Source organism: Ruegeria conchae (assembly GCF_000192475.1).
Taxonomy (GTDB): Bacteria; Pseudomonadota; Alphaproteobacteria; order Rhodobacterales; family Rhodobacteraceae; genus Ruegeria; species Ruegeria conchae.
The window spans coordinates 102433-122355 of sequence record NZ_AEYW01000025.1 but is presented as its reverse complement, the minus strand read 5'-3'; the positions used below and the strand labels follow the sequence as shown (position 1 = coordinate 122355).

General features: G+C 57.7%; 22 protein-coding genes. 13 read left to right on the top strand and 9 right to left on the bottom strand.

Going from position 1 to position 19923, the window contains the following annotated elements; genetic code table 11:
* Positions 1–632: 632 nt before the first annotated feature.
* From G7G_RS0121870 to G7G_RS0121835, 8 genes are all read left to right on the top strand, one after another.
* Positions 633–1568: an aspartate carbamoyltransferase catalytic subunit gene (locus tag G7G_RS0121870; RefSeq protein ID WP_010443613.1), complete on the top strand. Its 936-nt coding sequence runs from the start codon at positions 633–635 to the stop codon at positions 1566–1568.
* Positions 1565–2083, top strand: coding sequence for a hypothetical protein (locus G7G_RS0121865; RefSeq protein WP_010443612.1), 519 nt, complete (start codon positions 1565–1567; stop codon positions 2081–2083). The genes G7G_RS0121870 and G7G_RS0121865 overlap by 4 nt, the downstream gene beginning before the upstream one ends.
* Positions 2068–2454 carry a hypothetical protein gene (locus G7G_RS0121860; RefSeq protein ID WP_010443611.1) on the top strand — a complete coding sequence of 129 codons (387 nt, stop codon included), beginning with the start codon at positions 2068–2070 and terminating at the stop codon, positions 2452–2454. The genes G7G_RS0121865 and G7G_RS0121860 overlap by 16 nt, the downstream gene beginning before the upstream one ends.
* Positions 2451–3731, top strand: coding sequence for a dihydroorotase (gene pyrC, locus G7G_RS0121855; RefSeq protein WP_010443610.1), 1281 nt, complete (start codon positions 2451–2453; stop codon positions 3729–3731). Before G7G_RS0121860 ends, pyrC begins: the two co-directional genes overlap by 4 nt.
* The gene (gene plsY / locus G7G_RS0121850; RefSeq protein WP_010443609.1) at positions 3731–4336 is read left to right on the top strand and encodes a glycerol-3-phosphate 1-O-acyltransferase PlsY; all 606 of its coding nucleotides are present in this window, start codon (positions 3731–3733) and stop codon (positions 4334–4336) included. Before pyrC ends, plsY begins: the two co-directional genes overlap by 1 nt.
* Positions 4333–4608 (top strand): hypothetical protein, encoded by a 276-nt coding sequence (locus tag G7G_RS0121845; protein ID WP_010443608.1) that lies wholly within the window; start codon positions 4333–4335, stop codon positions 4606–4608. Before plsY ends, G7G_RS0121845 begins: the two co-directional genes overlap by 4 nt.
* Positions 4609–4780: 172 nt before the next feature.
* Positions 4781–5254: a YHS domain-containing (seleno)protein gene (locus G7G_RS0121840; protein ID WP_010443607.1), complete on the top strand. Its 474-nt coding sequence runs from the start codon at positions 4781–4783 to the stop codon at positions 5252–5254.
* Between the two features lie 263 nt (positions 5255–5517).
* Positions 5518–6051, top strand: a complete 534-nt coding sequence (locus G7G_RS0121835; protein ID WP_037322129.1) for an outer membrane protein — start codon at positions 5518–5520, stop codon at positions 6049–6051.
* 41 nt (positions 6052–6092) lie between these two features.
* On the opposite strand, the gene G7G_RS0121830 is transcribed toward G7G_RS0121835, so the two are convergent.
* The gene (locus G7G_RS0121830; protein WP_010443605.1) at positions 6093–7076 is read right to left on the bottom strand and encodes a quinone oxidoreductase family protein; all 984 of its coding nucleotides are present in this window, start codon (positions 7074–7076) and stop codon (positions 6093–6095) included.
* Positions 7077–7291: 215 nt separating this feature from the next.
* Here G7G_RS0121830 and G7G_RS0121825 point away from each other — a divergent pair, with 215 nt between their 5' ends.
* Positions 7292–8149: a DUF2189 domain-containing protein gene (locus G7G_RS0121825; protein WP_029622266.1), complete on the top strand. Its 858-nt coding sequence runs from the start codon at positions 7292–7294 to the stop codon at positions 8147–8149.
* A 15-nt stretch (positions 8150–8164) separates the two neighbouring features.
* Here the strand turns inward: G7G_RS0121825 and G7G_RS0121820 are convergent, their stop codons facing one another.
* Together G7G_RS0121820 and G7G_RS0121815 are read right to left on the bottom strand one after the other, a co-directional pair.
* A complete protein-coding gene (locus G7G_RS0121820) occupies positions 8165–9151 on the bottom strand; it encodes an NAD(P)H-quinone oxidoreductase (RefSeq protein WP_010443603.1) in 987 nt (328 codons plus the stop codon).
* Positions 9152–9223: 72 nt separating this feature from the next.
* Positions 9224–9916 carry a COQ9 family protein gene (locus G7G_RS0121815; protein WP_010443602.1) on the bottom strand — a complete coding sequence of 231 codons (693 nt, stop codon included), beginning with the start codon at positions 9914–9916 and terminating at the stop codon, positions 9224–9226.
* 112 nt (positions 9917–10028) lie between these two features.
* On the opposite strand from G7G_RS0121815, the gene rpsU reads away from it, so the two are divergent.
* Together rpsU and G7G_RS0121805 are read left to right on the top strand one after the other, a co-directional pair.
* Positions 10029–10235: a 30S ribosomal protein S21 gene (rpsU, locus tag G7G_RS0121810; protein ID WP_005614280.1), complete on the top strand. Its 207-nt coding sequence runs from the start codon at positions 10029–10031 to the stop codon at positions 10233–10235.
* Between the two features lie 297 nt (positions 10236–10532).
* Complete coding sequence (locus G7G_RS0121805) at positions 10533–11681, top strand: CAP domain-containing protein (RefSeq protein WP_010443601.1); 1149 nt, start codon at positions 10533–10535, stop codon at positions 11679–11681.
* A gap of 52 nt (positions 11682–11733) precedes the next feature.
* Here G7G_RS0121805 and ppk2 read toward each other — a convergent pair whose 3' ends face one another.
* Entirely contained in the window at positions 11734–12651 is a 918-nt protein-coding gene (gene ppk2 / locus G7G_RS0121800) for a polyphosphate kinase 2 (protein WP_029622264.1), read from the bottom strand.
* A 170-nt stretch (positions 12652–12821) separates the two neighbouring features.
* Positions 12822–13280, bottom strand: coding sequence for an Lrp/AsnC family transcriptional regulator (locus G7G_RS0121795; protein WP_010443599.1), 459 nt, complete (start codon positions 13278–13280; stop codon positions 12822–12824).
* A 135-nt stretch (positions 13281–13415) separates the two neighbouring features.
* On the opposite strand from G7G_RS0121795, the gene ald reads away from it, so the two are divergent.
* Complete coding sequence (ald, locus tag G7G_RS0121790; protein WP_010443598.1) at positions 13416–14531, top strand: alanine dehydrogenase; 1116 nt, start codon at positions 13416–13418, stop codon at positions 14529–14531.
* Between the two features lie 190 nt (positions 14532–14721).
* On the opposite strand, the gene G7G_RS0121785 is transcribed toward ald, so the two are convergent.
* Complete coding sequence (locus G7G_RS0121785; RefSeq protein WP_010443597.1) at positions 14722–15528, bottom strand: mechanosensitive ion channel family protein; 807 nt, start codon at positions 15526–15528, stop codon at positions 14722–14724.
* Between the two features lie 220 nt (positions 15529–15748).
* Between G7G_RS0121785 and G7G_RS0121780 the strand changes: the two genes are divergently transcribed.
* Complete coding sequence (locus G7G_RS0121780; protein ID WP_010443596.1) at positions 15749–16447, top strand: glutathione S-transferase family protein; 699 nt, start codon at positions 15749–15751, stop codon at positions 16445–16447.
* A gap of 49 nt (positions 16448–16496) precedes the next feature.
* On the opposite strand, the gene G7G_RS0121775 is transcribed toward G7G_RS0121780, so the two are convergent.
* The 3 genes from G7G_RS0121775 to G7G_RS0121765 form a co-directional block, all read right to left on the bottom strand.
* Positions 16497–16943 carry a YtoQ family protein gene (locus tag G7G_RS0121775; RefSeq protein WP_010443595.1) on the bottom strand — a complete coding sequence of 149 codons (447 nt, stop codon included), beginning with the start codon at positions 16941–16943 and terminating at the stop codon, positions 16497–16499.
* Between the two features lie 79 nt (positions 16944–17022).
* Positions 17023–19419: a phenylalanine--tRNA ligase subunit beta gene (pheT, locus tag G7G_RS0121770; protein WP_010443594.1), complete on the bottom strand. Its 2397-nt coding sequence runs from the start codon at positions 19417–19419 to the stop codon at positions 17023–17025.
* Between the two features lie 77 nt (positions 19420–19496).
* Positions 19497–19904, bottom strand: coding sequence for a cupin domain-containing protein (locus tag G7G_RS0121765; protein WP_010443593.1), 408 nt, complete (start codon positions 19902–19904; stop codon positions 19497–19499).
* Between the last annotated feature and the right edge of the window lie 19 nt (positions 19905–19923).

Sequence of the window (19923 nt, the reverse complement as noted above, 5' to 3'; positions counted from 1 at the left end):
CAACCTCTGGCGGTTCGGCGAGCGCACAGCTGTTTGACCGGAATACTCAATGCCGCCCCGGACAGCTGCAATGCGGACGCAGTTGCTGCCCCGCAGGCCAGCGCTGCAGCTTTGATGGCCGCTGTATCCCGCCCGGGCACACCTATTGTGGAGGCGGACGCACCTGCGGCCCGTTCGAGCGCTGCGTGGCAGGAGGAACCCGTTGCGCCCCGGCGGGGGCGAACAAGTGCACCTCGCGTCTGGATTGCCCAGGTGGCAGCTTCTGCAACGGGCGCGGGGAATGCGAGCGCAGCAGACCGGATTTGATCCCAACTCCATCCACAACCTGCTCGGATGGCCGGACCTGCGGAGCCGGCTCATCCTGCTTGCCGGGCGGCGGATGCTCACGCCCCGGCTGGTTTCTGTGTGAAGAAACCGGTTCGCAATGCCGACCCGGCTTTAAATGCTCGGCTCATCAGGGCTGCGTGCCGATCAAGGCTATCGATTGCGGCTATGGCAAGTGGTGCAAACCCGGCGAACAATGCCTGCCCGAAGGCGGATGCGAGAAACTGCTTGAAGGGTCGGAACCTTAGGTTGCCTTGGCCTGCATGGCTTCCTATAAGCGGTCCGATTGTCAGACAGGAGCCCGCCCAATGCGTTTCGCCCATCGTCACCTTCTTGGCATCGAGCATCTGTCGCAATCCGATATCACCGCTATCCTCGATCTGGCCGAAACCTATGTCGATCTGAACCGGCAATCGACGAAGCATTCCGATGTGCTGTCAGGCCTGACCCAGATCAACATGTTCTTCGAGAACTCAACCCGCACGCAGGCCAGTTTTGAACTGGCGGGCAAGCGGTTGGGGGCTGACGTGATGAACATGGCTATGCAGGCCAGTTCGATCAAAAAGGGTGAGACACTGATCGATACGGCGATGACGTTGAACGCGATGCATCCCGATCTGCTTGTAGTACGGCATCCTCATTCCGGCGCGGTGGACCTGCTGGCGCAGAAGGTAAACTGCGCCGTGTTGAACGCGGGCGACGGGCGGCATGAGCACCCGACACAGGCCCTTCTGGACGCGCTGACCATCCGCCGGGCCAAGGGCCGTCTGCACCGGCTGAACATTGCGATCTGCGGAGACGTGGCGCATTCGCGCGTCGCACGGTCGAACCTGATCCTGCTGGGCAAGATGGAAAACCGTATCCGCCTGATCGGCCCGCCGACGCTGGTACCGTCTCAGTTCGCCGAATTCGGGGCCGAAATCTATGACGACATGAACGAAGGCCTGAAAGACGTCGACGTAGTCATGATGCTGCGCCTTCAGAAAGAACGCATGGACGGCGGTTTCATCCCCTCAGAGCGCGAATACTACCACCGCTATGGGCTGGATGCCGCGAAACTCGCGCTTGCAAAGTCCGACGCCATCGTCATGCACCCCGGCCCCATGAACCGAGGGGTCGAGATCGATGGCACTCTGGCCGATGACATCAACCGGTCCGTCATTCAGGAACAGGTCGAGATGGGCGTTGCCGTCCGCATGGCCGCCATGGACCTGCTGGCGCGCAACGTGCGAGAAGCCGCATGAACGATCTGATCATCACCCCCCATGAGCGCGGCGTGATCCGCCTGTTCTCGCTGGATATGCGCCCGGAAGAAGCGAAATTCCTGCGCGAACCGGGGGCTGTTGATCAGGTACTTGGTGTCGAAGGGCTGGACCGCGCACAGATCGACATTTTTCCGGTATCCGACCTCGAAGACCTTGGGCTTTATGGCTATCTCAGCGAAGGCTGCGGTGTCTCGGTAGACCAGTTAGACCGCACGAAATTGGAGGCCATCGAAGGCTGGGTGATGGTCCTGCGCAGCGCGGCTTTCGGCGATCGATCAGTAACCCTTTCACCCGATCCACGCCTGCATCTGATTGGCCTGTTCACAGAAGAGGCCACGAACTGGACCGGCGACGTGATCGAGACGGAAAGCGCAAAGCCATACTCGGCCCCGCAAAGCCCGCCAGCGGATACCAATCCAAGCCGCATCGGATCAGCGGTCATTGCCTTGCTGATTCTGATCGCCATCGGAGGTGCCTTGTGGCTGATCCTGTGACATTCTCCTCGGACAAGGGCGCTTATGTCCGCACCAATGCATGGCTCGCCGCCTTTGCAATGGCGGTCGCGATGGTCGTGCTATGGTTGATCGGCAATCCCTACGTCTGGACCGGCGCGCCTGCCGGGTTGGCTGCCATCGGGATCCGCGCGTGGTATTTGGCCTCGGAAGAACTGGTCGCCACGTGGGAAATGACAGACGCCACTCTGACCGGTCCCGGTTCGCGCAAGGTGGCGCTGAACCAGATTCAGGCGGTCAACACGATTGGCAGCTTTGTCCAGATCGTCACCAAAGGCGGCGACAAACACCTTATCAAATACCAGGCGGACCCCGCCGCCACCAAAGCCGCGATCGAAAGGGCCATGGCATGAGCAATCTGATTTTCACCAATGCCCGCCTGATCAACCCCGAAGCGGACACAGATAGCATCGGCTGGCTGAAGGTTGCCGACGGTCGGATCGCGGCGCTTGGTGAAGGCGCGGCCCCAGACGCTGACACTCAGGTGGTCGATTGCGGTGGGCAATGCCTTGCCCCCGGCATTGTCGACATTGGCGTCAAGGTGTGCGAGCCCGGTGAACGGCACAAGGAAAGCTATAAATCTGCAGGTCTTGCAGCAGCCGCAGGGGGTGTGACAACCATCGTCACGCGCCCTGATACCCTACCTGCCGTCGACACACCCGAGACGCTGGAGTTTGCCACCCGCCGCGCGCAAGCGGACGCTCCGGTCAACGTCCTGCCGATGGCCGCCCTGACCAAAGGACGCAAAGGGCGTGAGATGACCGAGATCGGGTTCCTGCAGGACGCAGGCGCCGTGGCGTTTACCGATTGCGATCATGTCGTGACCAACACCAAGGTGTTTTCTCGTGCTCTGACTTACACTAAGTCCTGCGGCGCACTGGTCCTTGCGCATCCGCAGGAGCCGGGGCTCAGCGCTGGGACTGCAGCCACCAGCGGCAAGTTCGCCGCTCTGCGAGGCTTGCCCGCCGTATCGCCTATGGCTGAGCGGATGGGACTGGATCGTGACATCGCCTTGCTTGAAATGACCGGAGCCGCCTATCACGCCGATCAGATCACCACGGCCCGCGCCCTGCCCGCACTGAAACGCGCCAAGCGCAACGGGCTGGACATCACGGCAGGCACGTCGATCCACCATTTGACACTGAACGAATTGGACGTGTCCGATTATCGCACCTTCTTCAAAATCAAGCCCCCACTGCGATCCGAAGATGACCGGCAAGCCGTGATCGAAGCAGTGCGAACCGGTCTGATAGACACGATCAGCTCCATGCACACCCCGCAGGATGAGGAAAGCAAGCGCCTACCGTTTGAAGAGGCGGCCTCGGGCGCGGTGGCGCTGGAAACGCTGCTGCCTGCGGCGCTGCGCCTATACCATTCCGAACAGCTGGACTTGCCGACCCTGTTCCGCGCCATGGCCCTGAACCCGGCCAAACGGCTGAGCTTGGAGAGTGGTCGCCTATCCCAAGGCGCGCCCGCTGATCTGGTCCTGTTCGACCCGGATGTTCCCTTTGTTCTGGACCGCTTTACGCTGAAATCGAAATCGCAGAACACACCGTTTGACGGCCAGCGGATGCAGGGTAAGGTCACCGCAACCTATGTCGCTGGACAAGAAGTGTACCGGAGAGCCTGATGCCCTTGATCGATAGCACAATGACTCAGCTCATCCTGTGGGCCGCGTTAGGATACCTGCTTGGGTCCATACCATTTGGCATGATCGTCGCGCGCGTGATGGGTCTGGGAAACCTGCGGCAAATCGGGTCGGGCAATATCGGGGCAACCAACGTCCTGCGCACCGGGAACAAGGGAGCGGCGGCGCTGACATTGCTGTTTGATGCGGCCAAAGGCGCCGCTGCCGTTTTGCTGGCGCGCGTATTGGCCGGTGAAGATGCTGCGCAAATCGCAGCGCTTGCCGCATTTCTTGGTCATTGCTTCCCGGTCTGGCTGGGCTTCAAAGGCGGCAAAGGCGTAGCAACCTTTCTGGGCCTTTGGCTCGCGCTTGACTGGCGCGTGGGTGTCGCCTGTTGTTTGACATGGCTGGTTGCGGCGCTGATCTGGCGCATTTCTTCTGTTGGGGCGCTGGCCGCCGCCGCTCTGTCCACAACATGGATTATGGTCCTGACTGATGGCAGTACGTTTTTCCTCGGGATTGCTCTGACATTACTGGTCTACTGGCGGCACAGCGCCAACCTCGCGCGGATTAAGGCGGGCACCGAGCCAAAAATCGGAAAATCGTGACGGCGTCCATCGCTTTCCTGAAGGCGATCGATGATCTGCCCATCGGCACATTCACGGGGGCCGCTGGCCCGCGTAGATATTTGGTTTCGCATCAGATCATGGCAGGTGGGAAATCACACAAGCTCGTGGCCTATCAACTGGGCGGACCGGACTATATCAGCTTAAACCTTTATCTCACCCGCAAGAGCGGTGCGCTGCTGCGCCCCTGTGAGATGCCCGCTGAGAAAGTGGTTGCCTTTGTTCTGGCGCTCGTGCCTGACGTGCAGGAATGAACAACAGGTCTTTGTGACCGCACAATCACAATTGATTGCTTTGAACGTGAACAGACCATTCCCCAACTGGGATTTTGTGACGGCCAATTACCGGCGTCGCGACAATCAAATCCGGATCGCCCGGGCAAAATTACCGTGCTCTTAAGCGAGCCTATTCACGAAAGGTGAAGTCATGAACAAGTTCAAATCCATAATCAGCGGAGTCGCGCTGTCTGTTGCCATTGCAAGCTCGGCCATGGCGGCAGGTGTTGAAATCAATGCAAGCTCAACCGGCTTGGCAATGCAGGGCTATGACCCAGTTGCCTATTTCACCGTTGGTGAAGCCACCAAGGGCGACTACCGCATTTCCACCCTGCACAACGACGCGCTGTACCGTTTCGCATCGGAAGAGAACAAAGCCGCCTTTGAAGCCAACCCTGAGGCATACCTGCCCGCTTACGGTGGCTACTGCGCATTTGGCACCGCAATGGGCTTCAAGTTCGATGGTGACCCTAACTACTGGAAAATCGTCGACAACAAGCTGTACCTGAACCTGTCTCAGGACATTCAGGAGCGTTGGGAAGGCGACATTCCGGGCTTTGTTGAGCAAGCCAGCGCAAACTGGGAAGACATCGCCGACAAAGACCCGGCTGAACTGCAGCAATAATTCGCTGACAAGACCTTTGTATATCGGCGGCAGATCGTATCTGCCGCCGATCTTCGTTTGAAGGCGCCGTGCCGCGGCCTATTTAGAATCAAAGACAAGCGCCCAGATCAATTGGGCCCGCGCCGGGGACACCGGCTAGCCACCAGGATGGTTCGGAATAGATAAAGCATCACTGATCCGGCTTTTGGGCTGGTTCGTAGTGCCAGGCATAAGGCTGCCAACCGATGACCGGTCAGCAGATCTCGAGCGAAAGGAAACAGAAGATGACGGGTAAACTTGCACTTTTCACCTCTGTCGTGACGCTAGCGGCGGGTTCAGCGATGGCACAATCCTCGGGCAGCTGGACCGGCTTTTACGGCGGTGCACAGATCGGCTATGCGGATATCGACACCAACATCTCAGGCGTAGACGGGGATGGTGCGATTGGCGGTATCATCCTTGGATATGACTATGATCTGGGCGACTGGGTTTTTGGCGGTGGCTTTGACTATGACTGGAGCGACATCGACCTGGGTAGCGCCGCCACAGTCGAGAAGGTCTGGCGCATCAAAGCACGCGCTGGCTACAAGGTGAACCCACAGGGTCTGCTATACGGAACCGCTGGTTATGCCGACGCGGACTCAAACACTCTGGGCAGCGACAATGGCTGGTTTATTGGTGCTGGCTATGAACAGATCGTCGCCCCCAACATCAGCGTAGGCGGCGAACTTTTGTATCATGAGTTTGATGATTTCAATTCATCGGGCGTCGATGTTGATGCCACGACGCTCCAGTTGCGTGTCGCGTACCGGTTCTAAACAAATGTACGGGTACGGCAGTCATTGCCGGGCCTCTCCTGTTAGGGCACCAGGATTGTACTGCCGGTGGTCTGACGCGCTTCCAATGCGCGATGTGCATCGGCAACTTGATCCAGCGGAAACTCCTGATCGACGTGGATCTTAACCTCGCGCCCATCCACTTTGCCAAACAGACGCCGCGCCATTGCCTGACAAGTAGCGTGATCCGAGATATGGGTGAACAGGGTTGGGCGGGTGATCTTCAAAGATCCTCGTTGCGCAAGCATGCCTAAGTCAACCGGTGGTACTGGTCCCGATGCATTGCCAAATGAAATCATCATACCCAAGGGTTTAAGGCAATCCAGCGACCCTTCGAACGTGTCTGCGCCGATGGAATCCATCACTACATCAACCCCTTTGCCTCCAGTGATCTCGGCGACTCGCTCGACAAAGTTCTCTGTTCGGTAGTTGATGCAATGCGACGCGCCGTTGAACTGCGCCAGGCTACATTTTTCGTCCGTTCCCGCGGTGCCAATCAGCTTGATGCCTTCGGATTTCGCCCATTGGCAGGCAATCAGGCCGACGCCTCCAGCGGCGGCGTGAAACAAAACGGTGTCCCCCCGACGCAAAGGCGTTGTGCGGTGAAACAGGTACTCGACCGTCATGCCTTTCAGCATCATGGCCGCAGCGGTACGGAACGAGATACTTTCGGGCAGCGGACATACCTGTGCGGCAGGCATCACACGCGCTTCGGAATAGGCCCCGGACGGGCCTGCAGCGTAGGCCGCGCGTTGGCCAGTGGAAAGGTGCGTGACACCTTCGCCCACAGCCTCAATCACGCCGGCTGCCTCCATCCCCAATGCGTGAGGCAATTCAAGCGGATAGAGACCGGTGCGCTGATACACATCAATGAAATTCAATCCGCAGGCATGGTGGCGAATGCGTACTTCTCCCGGCCCCGGATCCCCAAGCGGACGATCCTCAATCCGCAGGGCCTCTGGCCCGCCGTGTTCGTGAATGACGACAGTGCGCGCTGTTTGCTGCATGATACCCTCCGTTGCCTGTTGAAACAAAGCTAACATGCCTGTTCGACAGGGCAATCTTTGTTATCCCTCAAGCATGTTCGGGCAAGATTTTGCAATATGTGCTATAATGCGGGTGGACGTTGTAAATGGGCAGACGTTGCCGGCTGATCCGGTCACACGAATTTGCCGTACCGGATGCATCCCGCGGCGCACCCACGCCAGAGAAGGGGATGAACATGGACAAGACAATCGGTAACCCAATTACCTGGGTCGCCCGTAATCTGCGGGCGACCAGCGATCATGTGTCGGAATCAGTATCCGAAATCGGCAGCGCGGATGTCCGCACCCTGCCAACAGTGCACACGCTGACCCTGCAGGATCTGCGCGAATGCCTGAAAGCCGGATATAACGATTTTCTCGAAACTCGAGCCGATGCGATCTTTATCGTTCTGATCTATCCGATCGCAGGCCTGCTGATGTTCGGTATTGGGCTCAACAAAGACATGGTGCCTTTGCTGGCCCCGCTGGTCATGGGCTTTGCCCTGATCGGACCTGTCGCCGCGGTTGGGCTTTATGAGATCAGTCGCAAGCGGGAACAGGGCGGAGACGTCCATTGGCTGGATGCGTTTGGCGTGTTCCGCTCGCCTTCCTTCGGCGCGATATTGGCACTGGGCTTTTATCTGGTCATGCTGTTGTTGATCTGGCTGATGGTAGCGCAAGGAATCTACGCGCAGACACTTGGGCCAGAGCCCCCAGCCTCGGCAACAGCCTTTATCACCGAGGTATTCACCACCGGAGCTGGCTGGAGCATGATCATCATCGGCACCGCCATCGGCTTCCTGTTCGCACTGGTCGCGTTGGCGCTGAGCGTGGTCAGCTTTCCATTACTGCTTGATCGCAAAGTGGGCGTTCCAGTGGCCGTGGTGACCTCGGTTCGGGTCTTGCGTCAAAACCCGGGCGTGATCCTGACTTGGGGTGCGATCGTGGCGACGCTTCTGATATTGGGCGCCATACCGATTCTGCTGGGCTTGATCGTAGTGATGCCCATTCTGGGTCACGCCACTTGGCATCTGTATCGCCGGGCGGTCGCCTGACCGCGCGGCGTCAGCTTAGCCGGAGACTTTAAGAACGATCTTGCCGATATGGCCCGATCCTTCCATCCGCGCGTGCGCAGCGGCGGCTTCAGCCAAATCGAATTCGGAATCCATCACAGGCGCAACCTTCCCGGCCTCAAGCAAGGGCCAGACGGCTTCACGCAAGTCTTGCGCAATGCGTGCCTTCGCCAGATCGCTTTGCGGACGCAGAGTACTGCCGGTCAGGGTTAGACGCTTGACCATCATCAGCGCAAAGTTCAGTTCGACCACCGGACCTTGCAGGAATGCGATTTGAACCAAACGACCATCTTCGGCCAGCGCTTTGACGTTGCGCGGGATGTAATCGCCGCCCACCATATCGAGGATTAGGTTTGCGCCACCCTCCGCACGCATCGCAGCCACGAAGTCTTCATCGCGATAATTGATCGCCTTCTCAGCCCCCAATTCGACACAAGCCGCACATTTCTCAGCCGATCCGGCCGTGGCAAAAACCCGAGCGCCAAATGCATTGGCCAACTGGATCGCGGTCGTGCCAATCCCGCTTGAACCACCATGGACCAGAAAACGTTCCCCCGCTTTCAGGCCACCCCGCGTAAATACATTGGACCAGACGGTAAAGAAGGTCTCTGGCAAGCAGGCAGCTTCTTTCAAACCCATGCTCGTAGGAACAGGCAAGCAATGCGCGGCGGGAGTGGCTACATATTCGGCATAACCGCCGCCTGGCAGCAGGGCGCAGACCTGATCGCCAGTCGCCAGCCCCTCAACACCCGTGCCAATCGCGACAACCTCTCCTGAGGCTTCCAAACCCGGCAGATCGCTCGCACCCGGAGGCGGATCATAGGCCCCCGCCCGTTGCAGTGCATCAGGACGGTTCACCCCGGCATAGGCTACTTTCAGAACCACCTGACCCTCCGCCGGTTCCGGCATCGGGCGTTCGGTCAATTGCAGAACGTCCGGGCCACCCGCTTCGGTAATCTCAACAGCGCGCATCGTCTGGGTCATGGTCATATCTCCTTTGCCTCTTGCCTAGCAGTCAGTAGCGCAGAGGCCCAGCAACAAGTGGAAACGTTGCGACTATTTCCCCGATGACAGCGAACCGGGCAAGTTGTCTGGCATCTTCACCGGAGCCTTCACCTGACCCGCAAGCCAGTTGGGCACAGCCAGAAACGGCTTCAGCAGCGGATTGTCATTCACCTGCGCCTTGAGCTTTTCGAACTGCATCACGCCCTCGATCCGGCGATCGAGGAATTCCCATGTCGCCTGATAATCCGGACTGTCATCGCCCAGCCAATACAACAGTGTTGAAGAATAGACGCCCGACAGAGTGGCACGTTTGGTGTACCAGTTCACGTCATCCGAAGTATCGCCAAGCGCTGTCCAGATCTGGTCACAGGTGCCCCAGACCGCCTTGGCCCCATCTGCGGCATAGATCGGCAGCGCGAATAGAGTCACACCCCGGCGCACGGCCTCTTTGTCTTCGACTGCCTGTAAACGAAAGCGGACAGCGGCGGCGATCTTGTCACGAAACTTCAGCCCGCTTAGATCCTCAGTATTGATACGATCCAGCATTGCCGCATCACCGCGCGCATGGAAGGCCAGTGCCAGATCGACAGCGCCGCGCGGGCAGATGGCGCGGGCCAGTCCGGCATCCAGACCGCAATCGGAAATCGCTGCGCGAAAGCTTGTTTCCGACCAACCGTCAAAAGGCACATGGTCGAGAATCGCGTTCAGAAGTTGTTCTTTGGTATCTTCATAGGTAGCGGTCATTTCGGCTCTCCGAGGCTGCGGGTCCAGTACTAGACAAGTTAGGCGCGCTTTGCTATACGGCCACTTCCTGCAATTTCCTTGCAACTCTATCTAGAAAGGTGGTGACAACCACATGCAGGTTAGTGTTCGCGACAATAACGTCGATCAGGCGCTTCGTGCCCTGAAGAAAAAGCTGCAGCGCGAAGGCGTGTTCCGTGAAATGAAGCTGAAGCAACATTTCGAGAAACCGTCCGAGAAAAAAGCGCGCGAGAAAGCTGAAGCGATCCGCCGTGCCCGTAAACTGGCACGTAAGAAAGCACAGCGCGAAGGTTTGCTCTAAGAGCCTACCGCGACTCGTCCAGCTTTGGATGACACTATTTGACGACCCCCGAGGCCCCGCCCGGGGGTTTGTCGTTTTTTAGGGCGGATATTCTCGCCCATTCCCGGCTTTACCCTCGCGGCAACCTGCCGATTTTGATGCAATCGCCTATGTCGGCATTTTACAGCGCAGCGAATCGCCGCTCGGTTGCATTCTGCCGCCGAAAATCACCCAACCCCGTACCTACCCTGTTCAGCGTTCTTTGATCGTCTGTAAGTGAGGCCGTCCACTCAGACATAACCAAAAACGGAGGCACTGATGTCGACAGCAAGTACGGTTGAGCGCGAAATGCTGGCGCTGATCAACCAAGAGCGCACATCCCGCGGTCTTGATCCCCTAGAACTTGAACGCAACCTGAATGAATCATCCGAGGACCACAGCACCTGGATGCTTGACACCGACCGGTTCAGCCACACCGGGCAGGGAGGCTCATCTGCAACCCAACGGATGCAAGCCGCAGGGTTTGACCTGTCCGGCAGCTGGCGCACCGGAGAAAACATCGCTTGGCAATCCGAGCGCGGCGCACCGGGCATCAGCGATGATGTCGCGCAATTGCACCAGAACCTGATGAACAGCCCCGGCCACCGAGCCAACATTCTGAACCCCGATTTTAAGTATATCGGCATCGGGATCGAAGAAGGCGACATGCAGGGGTTCGATGCAGTCATGGTGACGCAGAACTTTGCTGCGACACAAGGCGAGGTCGATCTTGATAACGGCGGCACCACCCCGCCAGTGAACCCTCCGGTTGAAGAGGTTGCGGAACCGGAAGAGGAAGTTACCACTCCGACCGAACCTGAAGTGCCGGATACCGACGTCACAGAGACTGAGGAACCAGTTGACGAAACTCCGGTGGCGGAAGTTCCTGAAACCGATGAACCGGCTGAGGAGACCCCGGACGAGGACGTCACCGAAACCGAAGAACCAACGGACGAAACTCCGGACACTGACGTCACTGAGACCGACGACCAAGTCGAGGAGACTCCGGAAACTGACGTCACCGAAACCGAAGAGCCGGAAACGCCTGATACCGATGTGACTGAAGTTGAAGACCCGGAACCTGAAGTGCCGGATACCGATGTCACCGAGGTCGAAGAACCAGAGCCTGAAACACCTGAAGTTGTCGTTGACAATGGTGAACCAGGCGCGGACTGCTTTGACGTTCAGGCTTTCCTTGCCGGGATCGAAGCGTTTGTTAACGCACTGCAGGCCCATTTTGACCAGTTCGAATGGTCTCCGGTGCAACAGGCCGATACGACTCCGGAAATGGATGATTTCGATCTTGTGTTCGACACCGACGTCGCTGACGACATGATTGAAACTGTTGAAACCACAGTCGAAGACATGAATGACGACATGTGTGGCATGTTCGTTTTCGAAATGAACTGCGGATTTGATTGGGGCTAATCAAACCGTTCAGGTGCGGGGGATCGCTCTCCCGCACCACATGACTGCCAATTCAATAAATCTTTGGCACGTGTAGCTCATCCGGCAAAATGCGCCGTTCGTATTCGGGATTATAGCGCCGATCCGGCAAATTGACCTTTTCTTGCGGCACATCCTCATAAGGGATCTTGGTTAGCAGGTGCTCGATACAATTAAGCCGTTCGCGCTTTTTGTCATTGCCTTCAACGATATACCACGGCGCCTCGGAAATGTTGGTGCGAAAGAACATATCCTCTTTGGCCTTGGTGTATGCCTCCCACCGGATGCGGGATTCCAGATCCATGGGCGACAGCTTCCACTGCTTCATTGGGTCGTGAATGCGCATCAGGAATCGCAGTTGCTGTTCTTCGTCTGTAATCGAGAACCAGTACTTAAGCAGAATAATCCCCGACCGCACCAGCATCCGCTCGAATTCGGGAACGTCCTGAAAAAACTGTTCAACCTGATCTTCGTTGGCAAACCCCATCACGCGTTCCACACCCGCTCGGTTGTACCAGGACCGATCGAAGAACACGATCTCACCCGCCGCAGGCAAATGGGGCACATAGCGCTGAAAATACCACTGGCTTTGTTCCCGTCTGCTAGGCGCAGGCAAGGCGACCACGCGAGCGACCCGCGGGTTCAAGCGCTGTGTTATGCGTTTGATCACCCCACCCTTGCCAGCACTGTCGCGGCCTTCGAACAGGATGCAAACCTTGGCCCCGGTGTGAACCACCCAATCCTGTACCCTGATAAGTTCGGCCTGCAGACGCAAAAGGTTACGAAAATAGACCTTGCGATCCAGCATATCGGGATGCTGATCCTTGTAGATCTTACGCACCTCGACCGAAAGCATTGGTTCGCTGAATTCGATCTCGAAATCTTCATCCAGCGAATCTTCCAGTTCGGCTTCCAGCCAATCTTTAGGGGTGCTGTCATGTTCGTAAACCAAGGTCTGCTCCTTATCGTCTTCGGGTTCGGACCATACAGGGCCAGTGTAACCATCGGATGTCAGCGCGCATTGCCAATGTTTCACTTATGGTCAGAACTATAGATTTTGAACCGGTCTGAAGGCAGATACAAGCGGTCAGGACGAAACGCAGCCATCGGGTGCGGAAGAGTTCAAACTGGCAGGGCCGTCGTTTTGAAAACCGTGCGCAAAGCAAAAGAGCTTTGCATCTGCGCCACGCCGGGCAAGCGAGAAAGGTACTGCCGATGTATCCGCGCGAAATCTTCGGTATTTTCAGCAACCACCTTCAAAATATAATCCGCTGTTCCGGCCATCAGATGACATTCTAGTACATCGGGAATTCGGGCGACTGCCTTTTCGAAGGATTCAAGCACCTCTTCCGCTTGTCCCTGCAAAGTAATCTCGACAAACACAGTTGTTGGCACATTCATTTTACGTGCATCCAGCAATGCAACGTAATCTTTGATATAACCTTCTGCCTCAAGCCGTTGAACACGGCGGTGGCACGCCGAGGGTGACAGGTTGGCCTGTTCGGATAGCTCTGAATTAGACATCCGGCCTTTGCGCTGAAGGGCTGCCAGAATCTTTCGATCGGTCGCATCTATCATCATCGGCGCACATCCATTGCGTAGTATTTAACTATCTTCGGATAATTTCCTACAATTCTACCATTTGGCAAGCAGGGTTTCACAAAAATTGCACAGCATAATGCCCATAATTTAGGCAGTTTATGAATGGAGTCTCACATGAAAATCGGCTGCCCCAAGGAAATCAAACCCCAGGAGTTCCGCGTCGGGATGACCCCGAACGCGGCTGGCGAGGCTGTGGCCCGTGGTCACGAAGTCATCATCGAAACGGGTGCCGGGATGGGCTCGGGCTTTGACAATGATGCCTACGTCGCGGCAGGAGCTCGCATCGTCGACACTGCAGAAGAGGTGTTCGCCACCGTCGACATGATCGTCAAGGTCAAGGAACCTCAGGCGGTCGAGCGTAAAATGCTGCGCGAAGGTCAGTTGCTGTTCACCTATCTGCACCTTGCACCCGACCCAGACCAGACCCACGACCTGCTGGAATCCGGCTGTACTGCGATCGCCTATGAGACTGTCACCGACGCGAACGGCGGCCTGCCTCTGCTGGCCCCAATGTCGGAAGTTGCCGGTCGTTTGGCACCGCAAGTCGGGTCCTGGACTTTGCAGAAGGCCAACGGTGGCCGTGGCGTTCTGATGGGCGGCGTTCCGGGTGTTGGTCCTGCCAAGGTGATCGTCATTGGTGGCGGTGTGGTTGGTACCCACGCTGCCAAGATCGCAGCGGGCATGGGCGCAGATGTAACCGTGCTGGACCGCTCGTTGCCGCGTCTGCGCTATCTGGACGATGTGTTCGGCGGAACGTTCAAGAACCAATATTCGACAGCTGGTGCCACCGCTGAACTGATCCAGGATGCCGATCTGGTCATCGGTGCGGTTCTGATCCCGGGTGCGGCAGCTCCGAAGCTGATCTCGCGCGCACAACTGTCGACCATGAAGCCCGGCGCGGCTCTGGTAGACGTTGCGATCGATCAGGGCGGCTGCTTCGAAACCTCGAAAGCCACCACCCACGCCGATCCGGTTTACGAAGTTGACGGCATCATGCACTACTGCGTCGCCAACATGCCCGGTGCGGTTGCCCGGACCTCGACCATAGCACTGGGCAACGCAACAATGCCGTTCATGCTGTCGCTGGCAAGCAAGGGCTGGAAGCAGGCCTGCAAGGACGACGCACACCTGCTGGCAGGCCTGAACGTCCACGCCGGCAAGCTGACTTACGAAGCGGTAGGTACTGCCCTCAACATCGACTCTGTCGATCCGGCAACTCTGCTGAACTAAGAGTACTCCCGCCTCTGAAAGCGTCCTTTTCCAAAGGACGCTTTACAGACTTGGGCCTGGCACCGCGCCAAAAGCGCGGCGCTATTGTTTTTGAACCAACGGTCACACAAAAAAAGTACACCGCGCTTTGGCGCGGTGCGCGGCCCAACCGGAGGAGGGCAATTCAATGCCCGAGCGACGGGCGGGAGGCTTACGCCTCTTTGTGTATCTCCACTGAATGCGGATACGGGATGGATACGCCCTTGGCGTCAAACGCTTCTTTGATCGCTTTGGTAAGTTCAAACTTCACATCCCAATAGTCAGCCGCCGCACACCACAGGCGAGCGGTCAGATCAACCGAGCTATCTCCAAGGTTTGTCACCCGCACCCAAGGCTCAGGATCAGCCATGATACGACTGTCGGCCTTGGCCACATCCTGAATGATGTTCATCGCCTCATCCGCGCTGTCGCCATAGTCGATGCCGAACACCAGATCGACCCGGCGCGTGTCATGGGCGGAGTAGTTTGTGATCACCGAACCCCAAGCCTGACCGTTTGGCACGATGATCTGTACGTTATCCGGCGTCACAAGCTCGGTCGTGAACAGGTTCAGGTCTTTCACCGTACCTGCAGTGCCACCAATATCGACATACTGGCCCAACTTATAAGGCCGGAACACGACCAGCATCACGCCTGCGGCTAAATCACTGAGTGTTCCCTGCAGCGCCAAACCGATGGCCAAAGATGCGGCACCCAGAATGGCCACAATGCTGGTCGCCTCGATACCGAAAATGCCCAGTACGGCGACAAAGACTATCGCCAACAGCACCCATTTCACCAGGCTCGCAACAAAATTCCCCAAAGTCGGGTCGATATGCGGTGTCGCGTTGATCCGCCGCCGCACCAGACCACTTATGGCTCCGGCGACGATCCAACCCAATACCAGAACGATCAACGCTTTGATCGCGCTCATGATCAGCGGACCAAATGCGCCCACCTGTGTTACGACATCTTCCACACGTTTCTCCTTTGCGCCAACAGCAAACCCGCGCCTTTGGCGCGGGATTGCTAAAAAGTCTGGGCTAATTTTGCGCTCAGGTCTAGGTGCGGGATTTCCGAGTTTTCCCCCTGCTGTTCCCCAGCAAACAGTCACTGTCCGGTCCTGCACACTCAAACACCTGACAATCTGCGCTCATGCCACCACATTGAGACCTATAACCCTGTTGCAGGAGCATATCATGCTGGACACCACCTCATTCCCGATCATGGCCAAATGGCCACCGCAATTTCCTGATCGCATCCAACTTTATTCCTATGCAACGCCCAACGGGGTCAAAGCGTCGATCATGCTGGAGGAAACCGGACTTCCCTACGAGGCACATCTAGTTACGCTGGCAGATGCGGATGTCAAAAGTCCCGAATTTCTGTCGCTAAATCCCAATAACAAGATCCCGGCTCTCATTGATCCGAACGGGCCCGATGGGGTCCCGATGGGGCTTTTCGAAAGCGGAGCGATCCTGCTGTATCTGGCCGAGAAAAGCGGCATGCTGCTGGGGCAGAGCAAGGCGGACAAACATTTAGTCACCCAATGGCTGATGTTCCAGATGGGCGGCGTTGGGCCGATGTTCGGTCAGCTGGGGTATTTCCACAAATTCGCTGGCAGCGAGATCGAAGACCCCCGCCCCCGCGAACGCTATGTGACCGAGGGCAAACGCTTGCTGAACGTCCTCGAAACACAGCTGAACGGCCAGGATTGGATCGCCGGAGATTATTCGATCGCTGACATAGCCATCGCACCCTGGCTGCGTGGTCTCGACTATTATGGCGTCAAAGAGGTCCTCGGTTGGGACAACTACAGCAATGTAGCGGCCTATCTCGACCGTTTTCTGGAAAGGCCTGCAGTTCAGAAGGGCCTGACCATCCCGCCTCGAGATTAACTTGAATCACAGGGCGGCGGCGCCAAAGAGCCGCACGCCCTTGGGCCGTTCAGCCTGGCAATCGGCCTGTCTCGACGTAACGCAGAATCTCGACAACCTGCGCGGGCTCTTCCGCCACCGCAAGCGCGGCCGCGTCCACCTCTTTCAAAGCGTGTTGATGATCGGCTCCATGTAACACGATGATCGATTTGCCCAAGGCCGCCGCGTAGCCGGCATCAAAGGCTGCATTCCACTGCTTGTATTTGTCCCCGAAGCGTACAACGACCACATCAGCGTCTGAAATCCCCTTGCGGGTTCGGATCGCGTTCACCATCGCACCCTTGTGGTCATGCCAATACTTGTTTGGCTCTGCCCCCAAAATCGCGACGCCACAATCATCCGACGCATCATGATCTGTCACTGGGCTGCTAAACTCTATGTCCAGCCCCTCGGCACCTCCGATAATCTGTTCCCGCCAATCCGTGTGAATCTCACCTGAAAGATAAACTTTTAACATGACTTGTTCCTCCCGCAAAAAAGGGGCGCGCCCGCCCCTTCGTGATATCATATATGTCCCACCCTGGGTGGAAACATCCTCAGCCGCGCAGCACGCCACCAGTCGCTTTCGCCACTTTCTCGACGATCTTTGCACTGACCTCTTCGATGTCCTTTTCCTTGAGGGTCGAGTCAGATGGCTGCAGCCGAACGGTAATGGCCAGGGATTTCTTCCCTTCACCAAGGCTACCCCCGATGAACTCGTCAAACACCCGAACGTCTTCAATCAGTGCCTTGTCGGCCCCTGCAGCTGCATTCACCAGCGTTAGCGCCTCTATATTGGCATCAACGACAAACGCAAAGTCACGCTCAACCGCCTGCAGGTCGCGCAACTCCAGCGCTGAACGGGTCGCACCCGATTTACGCGACATCGGAACCTGATCCGGCCAGATGGTGAACGCCACTGCCGGGCCTTTGATTTCCATTGCCTGCAACACGAGCGGATGCAGTTCACCAAAAACGCCCAGAACCTTTTTCGGGCCCAGACAAATCTTGCCGTGCCGACCCGGATGCCACCAGGTATCTCCTCCGCGCAAAATCTGAACCTTCGCGGGTGCGCCAATGGCAGCCAGCGCCGCCTCGGCGTCGGCTTTCGCATCGAACAAGTCCACCGGGCGGGACGCACCGTGCACATCCTTGGGGCCGCTGCGCCCAACCAACAGGCCGGTGATTTGCGTCTGCTGATCCCCCGGCTCGCCATCGTGGAACACCGGACCGACCTCAAACAGAGCCAGATCTGCGTAACCCCGCGCCTGATTGCGCGCCGCCGCCTGCAGCAAACCGGGCAGCAGATCGGGGCGCATATGACTCATCTCGGACGAGATCGGGTTTTCCAGCATGGTTGCCGCGTCGCCACCGCCAAACAGCGCAGCCGAGGCCTGATCTATGAAGGTGTAGGATACACATTCATTATACCCCAGTGCGGCACAAGTCCTTCGCGCCATCGACTGGCGGCGCTGCGTCGGCGTCATGACCGGTTTGGGGATACCCGCCGTGGTGCGTGGCAGAGGAATACCCTGCAGCTTGGTCAGTGAAGCAATCCGCGCAACCTCTTCCACCAGATCAGCTTCCCCCATGATGTCTGGTCGCCAGCTGGGCACGTGCGCCATCTCTCCATCCAGACGGAAGCCCAAACGGGTCAGGGTTTGCCGCTGCTCGCTTTCCGGGATTTCCATCCCGACCAGAGACTGCACTCGCGCCGCATCCAGCTTGTAGGCCCGCGCGTGGTTCGGCGCATTGCCCGCCTCAACCACGTTCGAGGCTTCACCGCCGCAGATATCCAGGATCATCTGCGTCGCGTGCTCCAACCCTTCGCGGGTGTATTCCGGGTCGACCCCACGTTCGAAGCGATAGCGCGCATCCGAATTGATTTTCAGCGCACGGCCCGTCAGGGCGATCTGCACATGATCCCAGAACGCGCTTTCAAGGAAGACGTTCACCGTCTCCTCGGTGCAGCCGGTTTCCTCACCGCCCATGATACCGGCGATTGATTCCGGGCCTTTGTCGTCCGAAATCACCATCATGCCGGGCTGTAGTGTGTATTCCTTCTCATCCAGAGCAACCAACTTCTCGCCGCCTTTGGCACGGTGAACGCGTAGGTTACCCTGCACCTTGTCGGCATCGAATACGTGCAGCGGGCGGTTGTGATCGAAGGTCATATAGTTGGTGATATCCACCAGAGCCGAGATCGGACGCAGACCAATCGCCTTTAGCTGATCCTGCAGCCATTGCGGGCTAGGACCGTTCTTAACACCCTTGATAAGCCGACCGGTGAAATGCGGTGCGCCGTCCAGCGTATCCTCGTCGATCGACAACTTGATCGGGCTTTCGAAATCACCTGGCACCGGCACATAGTCGCGCACCTTCAGCGTGCCCAAACCACGAGCAGCCAGATCGCGCGCAATCCCCTCAACACCCAGCGCATCCGGGCGGTTTGGCGTGATCGCAATCTCGATCATCGGGTCAACCTTCGACGGCTCGTTCTCGGCCAGCCAGTCGATAAACTTGTCACCGATCTCGCCCGAAGGCAGCTCGATAATTCCGTCATGCTCGTCCGACAGCTCCAGCTCGCGTTCGGACGCCATCATGCCAAAGCTTTCGACACCTCGAATCTTGCCAACGCTGATGGTGATATCCAGACCGGGGATATACATGCCCGGCTTACACACGACGACAGTGATGCCTTCGCGCGCGTTGGGTGCGCCACAGATGATCTGCAGGTCGCCCTCGTCGGTCTCAACCGTACAAACTCGAAGCTTGTCGGCGTCGGGGTGTTTCTCGGCATGTTTCACATGGCCCAGCGTAAAGCCCGCCAGCCGGTCCGCCGGATTGACGATATCTTCGACCTCAAGTCCGAGGTCGGTCAGCGCCTCGGCAATCTCAACCACCGAAGCGTCAGTATCGAGGTGGTCTTTCAGCCAGGAAAGAGTGAATTTCATCGGTCGTCATCCGCCAGTAAATCTCGGGTCAGACCGCATGTAGCGGATATTGTACACAGGGGAAAGAGGCCGTTGGCCTAGTCTTCGGCAACCGTGTTCGAAACAGCGTCCGACCCGGCAAATACAGCCAGAATACGCGCGATCCCGCTACCCGTATTCACCCCGGCATGGGTCGAGCGGAAGGCTTCGACAAAGGCATCCCCGGTTCTGTAGACACGCGTACCAGCGTCGCCATAGTCAACGGTGATCTCGCCCTCAAGAACATAGGCCGCCAACGGTGCATCATGACGGTGGTCGCCTGTCTGCTGTCCCGGTTGCATGGTGACGATCGCCAAAGTGATTTCAGCCTGCCCTGCCGGATATTCCAGTGGCTCGCCGATGATCGAGGTATCGGTCTGCAACAGCAATTCAACCGGCGGGTATGTATCCTTTGCCTGGACATTAGTGGCGGCAAGGATCAGTGCACCCAGCAGAAGCGGTTTCACGAGTCATCTCCTATGATTG

Coding starts and splice junctions, on each gene's coding strand:
- G7G_RS0121870 (WP_010443613.1), top strand. CDS start 633: ATGCGTTTCGCCCATCGTCACCTTCTTGGCATCGAGCATCTGTCGCAA.
- G7G_RS0121865 (WP_010443612.1), top strand. CDS start 1,565: ATGAACGATCTGATCATCACCCCCCATGAGCGCGGCGTGATCCGCCTG.
- pyrC (WP_010443610.1), top strand. CDS start 2,451: ATGAGCAATCTGATTTTCACCAATGCCCGCCTGATCAACCCCGAAGCG.
- plsY (WP_010443609.1), top strand. CDS start 3,731: ATGCCCTTGATCGATAGCACAATGACTCAGCTCATCCTGTGGGCCGCG.
- G7G_RS0121840 (WP_010443607.1), top strand. CDS start 4,781: ATGAACAAGTTCAAATCCATAATCAGCGGAGTCGCGCTGTCTGTTGCC.
- G7G_RS0121835 (WP_037322129.1), top strand. CDS start 5,518: ATGACGGGTAAACTTGCACTTTTCACCTCTGTCGTGACGCTAGCGGCG.
- G7G_RS0121830 (WP_010443605.1), bottom strand. CDS start 7,076: ATGCAGCAAACAGCGCGCACTGTCGTCATTCACGAACACGGCGGGCCA.
- G7G_RS0121825 (WP_029622266.1), top strand. CDS start 7,292: ATGGACAAGACAATCGGTAACCCAATTACCTGGGTCGCCCGTAATCTG.
- G7G_RS0121820 (WP_010443603.1), bottom strand. CDS start 9,151: ATGACCCAGACGATGCGCGCTGTTGAGATTACCGAAGCGGGTGGCCCG.
- G7G_RS0121815 (WP_010443602.1), bottom strand. CDS start 9,916: ATGACCGCTACCTATGAAGATACCAAAGAACAACTTCTGAACGCGATT.
- rpsU (WP_005614280.1), top strand. CDS start 10,029: ATGCAGGTTAGTGTTCGCGACAATAACGTCGATCAGGCGCTTCGTGCC.
- G7G_RS0121805 (WP_010443601.1), top strand. CDS start 10,533: ATGTCGACAGCAAGTACGGTTGAGCGCGAAATGCTGGCGCTGATCAAC.
- G7G_RS0121795 (WP_010443599.1), bottom strand. CDS start 13,280: ATGATGATAGATGCGACCGATCGAAAGATTCTGGCAGCCCTTCAGCGC.
- ald (WP_010443598.1), top strand. CDS start 13,416: ATGAAAATCGGCTGCCCCAAGGAAATCAAACCCCAGGAGTTCCGCGTC.
- G7G_RS0121780 (WP_010443596.1), top strand. CDS start 15,749: ATGCTGGACACCACCTCATTCCCGATCATGGCCAAATGGCCACCGCAA.
- G7G_RS0121775 (WP_010443595.1), bottom strand. CDS start 16,943: ATGTTAAAAGTTTATCTTTCAGGTGAGATTCACACGGATTGGCGGGAA.
- pheT (WP_010443594.1), bottom strand. CDS start 19,419: ATGAAATTCACTCTTTCCTGGCTGAAAGACCACCTCGATACTGACGCT.